Source organism: candidate division KSB1 bacterium, from assembly GCA_022562085.1.
Classification (GTDB): Bacteria; Zhuqueibacterota; Zhuqueibacteria; order Oceanimicrobiales; family Oceanimicrobiaceae; genus Oceanimicrobium.
Genome location: JADFPY010000342.1, coordinates 1 through 4,915, shown reverse-complemented (window position 1 = coordinate 4,915; position 4,915 = coordinate 1). Strand labels below are relative to the sequence as shown.

Below are 4,915 nucleotides of genomic sequence, written 5' to 3'. Positions count from 1 at the left end.
ACTTAAAAATATAGTAAAGGAAGAAATCTCGCTGCTCGACATCCGCCTTTGGCCGGACTTTGCAGAGGGTCATGTGCCGGGGGCGCTGTTCACGCCCCTCAACACAGCGTTTCCCACCATCGCCGGTTCTTATGTTGAACCGGGGAAACCCATCTATTTAATTGTTGCAGAAAACCAGGTCGAAGAAGCCATGATCGATTTAATTCACGTTGGCTTGGATGAAGTCGCCGGCTACGCCACTCCGGAAACTTTGAGACTTTATGCTGCCGACGGTGGCGAGCTGCAAAAATCCAAATACAAAGATATAACTGAAATCAAGAATCGACTGAATGACGAAAGCGTGCAAATTCTCGATGTCCGCCGTGCGGACGAATACGAAGCAGGGCATCTGCCCAACACGATAAATATCGCCCACACCCGGCTTCTCGCCGAACTCGACAAAATTCCGAGAGACAAGCCTTTGCTCGTGCACTGTCTTTCCGGCGGGCGCTCCGCTTATGCCACCGGCATGCTGCAAAGCCACGGTTTTGATGCTACTCAGCTCGATGGTGGATACGAGGCGTGGCAAAAAGCGGGCGGAGAAGTAGTTTAAAACGAATCAATACCATTAATAAACAATCACCAGAATCCATCGTAAGTATTTTACAATTGGTAGATTGTACCCACCTTCATTATAATATACTTTTTTAGCTAAACTTTCGGAGGGAAAGAAATGCGTCAACTAATCGCAGTTTTATTTGCTCTACTTATTTTCTTACCAACATTTTTACCTGCCCAAACTGAAAGCTTTAACGCAGACAGCGCTTATGTCTTCACTAAACACTTAAGCGTGACAATCGGTCCGCGGCCGATGGGATCGGCAAACGAGCAAGCTGCTTTGCTCTGGGCTAAAAACAAATTTGCCGGCTTTGGCGCCGACTCGGCTTATGTTATGAAATTTAGCCAAGCAAGGGCACGTGGCGTCGTGGTGAATACCAACTGTGGAACTTCTGTTGGCATCTTTCACGGCGAGACAGATTCGACAATTGTGATTGGCGGGCATATCGATTCATCAGGACCGGAAATTCCCGGCGCCAATGATAACGCTTCCGGTACTGCCTGTGTTATTGAACTTGCCCGAATTTGGAGCCAGGCCTCAAAGCACTATACGTTGGTTTTTGCCGCTTTTGGCGCCGAGGAAAAGGGATTGCTGGCGGCAAAACATTTTGTCGACAACTACCCGGACATTGACAAAGTCGCTTTAATGCTGCAAATCGATATGGCCGGCAGCGACGATAACATTATAATATTGTCCGAAACCCCAACTCATAAAGCGCCGGAATGGCTGGTTGAAGATGCATTCGCAATCGATCACGCCCTTGGATTTAACAGTCTTCGATATGAAACACATTTCATGTCAATTAACAATGCCCTGTCAATGGCCAGTTCTGATCATGCGCCCTTTTTAGATAAAAACATCCCGGCAATCGATTTCACCGCCGGTGTTAACAGCTCTCCGATTCATACGTCAAGAGATAAGTTTGATTTCATCAGTAAAAGTGCATTAAACCGCAGCGGTCAAATTGTCAGCAGCTTGCTTCAAAAATATGAGACACAGGGCATCCCGGCCCGCCGCGGCGGGGATTATTTACTCTGGCAAGCATTTGGCAGCCAATTCTTTTTGCCATCATGGACAGTTCCAGCGATAAATATTTTAGCATTGTTGTTGGGCATTTGGGCTTTTATGCACAGCCGAAAAAACCGCCTGCAAATTGACAAGCCGGAACGAGTCCGGTTCTCGGGAACAAAGCTATTCTTGATGTTGATCATAATGGCGATTTTCACCCAATTGGGTGAGGCGGCTATGCAGGTGGTCAAAGGACTGCGTTACCCCTGGCTGGTACATTTCGATAAATATATGTGGCTGGCCGTAATTTGCACAATTGGCGGAGTTTGGGTTGCTCTGCAACTGACAAAAAAGTGGCGCTTTAGCCCGGATTCTTATGTTTACACCAAACGGGCTTTTATCGGGCTTTTTGTTTTGATTGCGTTATTGGGAATGGCCAGCATGCGGTTAGCCCTCTACCCCGCTCTCACTATGATATTTATCAGTCTCGCTATTTTCATTCCAAATCCATTAGTGAAGTTCATTCTTTTTATTCTGGCGCCTTATGCAATGTTCAAACTTATGTTTATGGAAGAGCTAACCTTTTTGGCGCGGAGCTTAACTCAGGGCGGCGCCGGTATTGACTCCACTGCAAAATCTCTTTTATTCAGTACGGCCGTAACACTCCTTTTGGTCCTCTGGTATCTTCCTGGGATTTATGCCTACTCTTCTACAGTTGTAAACAGCGGTTTTGTTCGAAATTTACTAAAAACTTTAAGAAGGCCGCTTTCGGGGTTCGTGATTTTATTAGCAATCGTTGGGTTTGGAGGTTATCTCTATTCACTACCCTCTTATAGTAAGGAATGGGGAGCAAGGATTAGAGTCAATGCGAACTATAATGTAAGAAGCGGTGAGAATAGTTTGCAATTACTTGGAAACGAATACTTTCGGAATGTATCTGTGAAGGGTGATTCTTTTACCCGGCAATATGACCTTCGAATTCACAAAGATGATTTAGCTATTCCATTCACAGCGGAGTGGATAGATCTAACCGGAGAGGAACTGATCTTACGAGGGGAGAAAGATACTGTGAAAGTAAATTGGCTAATCACCAGCACTCGGCCATGGTACCGGACAACCTTAAGAATACAAACGGATTCATTAGAAATAATCGAAGTATTTTCAGAGCATGCATTTAACCACCGAAAAAATCAAGTGAGTTTTTCCTGGATCGGTCAACCATCCGAAAGGATAGAATTCGCGGCCGATTTTATTGTGCACTCAGGAGCAAAACTCATGAGAGAAGTTACAGGCAGATATATTGGCCTGCCAATGCGAATCGAAGTCGATGCGGAATTAGCAGATGTCGCCTATCGAACAACGGTTGTTTATCGAGATACTTTAAAACTTGAAGAAGGGCTTTAAAAAGAAATTTTTGCCCGGATTGTTATTCTGAGAGATCTACGCTTTACTCTGAACGGGCAAGGTGCTGCAAGTCCGCCACTTGTTTTTCGTTGCCAAGCACAATTAAAACATCACCTGCCTGGCATGTTGTGTCTGCTGAAGGATTTATATTTATAGATTGACCCTCACCTTGGTACGCAATTACTAACGTCCCGGTGCGTCCTCTAATATCTAGGCCGCGAATAGACTTTCCTACAAACGGGCTTTTTTTATTAATATTAATTTCTTCTAAGCGTAGTGCCAGCTCCTGATCGTGCATAATGACGTCAAGGAAGTTAACTACTTTGGGTCGCAAAAGCATCGAGGCCATTCTCCTGCCGCCAATTTCGGCTGATGAAACGACTTTATTTGCGCCGGCACGAAATAGCTTGGCAATTGAGGACTCGTCAGCCGCTCGGGCAACAATTTTCAAATCCGGGTTAAATCCCCGCGCCGTCAAAGCGACAAATACATTTACCGAATCTTCAGGAACTGCAGCTATTAATCCTTTTGCTACCGCTACACCTGCCTTTAAAAGAACATCGTCCTGAGTAGCATCCCCGTGAATAACCAGCAGACCGTCCTCGCGAAGTTTTTCAGTTAGTTCTAATTTTTTCTCAATAATTATGAATGGGACTTTACTCCGGCTTAGCTCTTCACCTGCATGACGTCCCTCATCACCGTATCCACAGATGATAATATGACTTGCAATATTTTCGATAATTTTTTCCATTTTACGAGTCCTAATTAATTCTTTAAATTCTCCCTCAATAAAAAAAGTAGAGATATTAGCGAATCCGTACCCAAACGTACCAATTCCGATAACAATCAGGCAAGCTGTAAAAATTCTTCCGTTTTCAGAAAGTGTTTTTACCTCTTGAAATCCAACTGTTGAAATTGTAATGATAGTCATGTAGAAAGAATCAGCAAGCGGCCAGCCTTCAATCAAAACATAACCAAAAGTCCCGGCAAAGAAAATTAGAATAAAAAATCCAAGTGTTAACCAAAGCCGTTTAAACGGGGTTAACTGACTTGACCACCAAGAAATATCCCAACTAGAAGATGGTAACCGCATATGATAATTAGTTTAAAGTTCTTATAAGAAATGTGGGCTAAATATAAAAAAAGATTTGCAGCAAATCAACTTATACTGATTATAACGGGCATTACAAAAAAAAGAGACCGTCTGCCCATTGGGCAGACGGTCTCCGGAGGGAGGAATAGGATAGGAACTTACGTTCCTGATTTCTTTTACAACTCATACCGTTAAGAGTTCCGAATTATCGCAATGAACAATAAAAAAGGCGAACACGCTTACAAATCTCGAGGAGGAGGAAGCTTGCATGTTCGCCTACCATCAGACTTCTTCTTTAATACAAAATTTTGTAATAAATTATTCCACCCCAAAAAAGAAAATCGTTTGAATTTTTCGAACAATGTTGGCTGATTTCAACCAATTTGCTGATTTCAGCAAAATGTTGGCTGATTTCATCAAATCTGATTTAGCTAGAAATCCAACTCAATATCGTTTGTTTCGGAAACCAGTAAAGAATAAACTACTGTTTAATTGACACTTAAAGTTATTAACTTTCCTTATCAAAAAACTGTCTTGAAGTTTGGCACCTCCTTTGCTTTAGGGAGAGCGAAATAATAATAAGATAACCGGCTGACTTACCCAAGGGAGAAGCCAAATGAAAAAAATCAGAAACCTCATTTCATCTTTAATCACAGCAGCTTTCGGGCCGCACGGCTGCCAATTCGATCCACCGGCAGAACTCAGAATTGATTATGGCGATTTAGGGGTTGAGCTGCCTGCCCTTTACTACATTGAAAATGGCGAATACGTTAAGCAGGCCCCGGACCATGTAGACACTAAGGGTAGATTTA

Annotated in this window: 4 protein-coding genes; 3 read left to right on the top strand and 1 reads right to left on the bottom strand. The window is 43.4% G+C overall.

The window, feature by feature from the left end; translation table 11 throughout:
* Together IH879_19720 and IH879_19715 are read left to right on the top strand one after the other, a co-directional pair.
* Nucleotides 1–592, top strand: a 592-nt coding sequence (locus tag IH879_19720; protein MCH7677156.1) for an MBL fold metallo-hydrolase, incomplete at its 5' end; no start/stop codon positions are given.
* A gap of 120 nt (nt 593–712) precedes the next feature.
* On the top strand, nt 713–3,010 hold the full coding sequence (locus tag IH879_19715; protein MCH7677155.1) for a M28 family peptidase: 2,298 nt from the start codon (nt 713–715) through the stop codon (nt 3,008–3,010).
* Between the two features lie 43 nt (nt 3,011–3,053).
* Here the strand turns inward: IH879_19715 and IH879_19710 are convergent, their stop codons facing one another.
* On the bottom strand, nt 3,054–4,103 hold the full coding sequence (locus IH879_19710; protein ID MCH7677154.1) for an NAD-binding protein: 1,050 nt from the start codon (nt 4,101–4,103) through the stop codon (nt 3,054–3,056).
* Nucleotides 4,104–4,719: 616 nt separating this feature from the next.
* Between IH879_19710 and IH879_19705 the strand changes: the two genes are divergently transcribed.
* Nucleotides 4,720–4,915, top strand: a 196-nt coding sequence (locus IH879_19705) for a hypothetical protein (protein ID MCH7677153.1), incomplete at its 3' end; no start/stop codon positions are given.

Bases quoted from the DNA above. Each gene is read 5' to 3' on its own strand.
- IH879_19715 (MCH7677155.1), top strand. From the start codon at position 713: ATGCGTCAACTAATCGCAGTTTTATTTGCTCTACTTATTTTCTTACCA.
- IH879_19710 (MCH7677154.1), bottom strand. From the start codon at position 4,103: ATGCGGTTACCATCTTCTAGTTGGGATATTTCTTGGTGGTCAAGTCAG.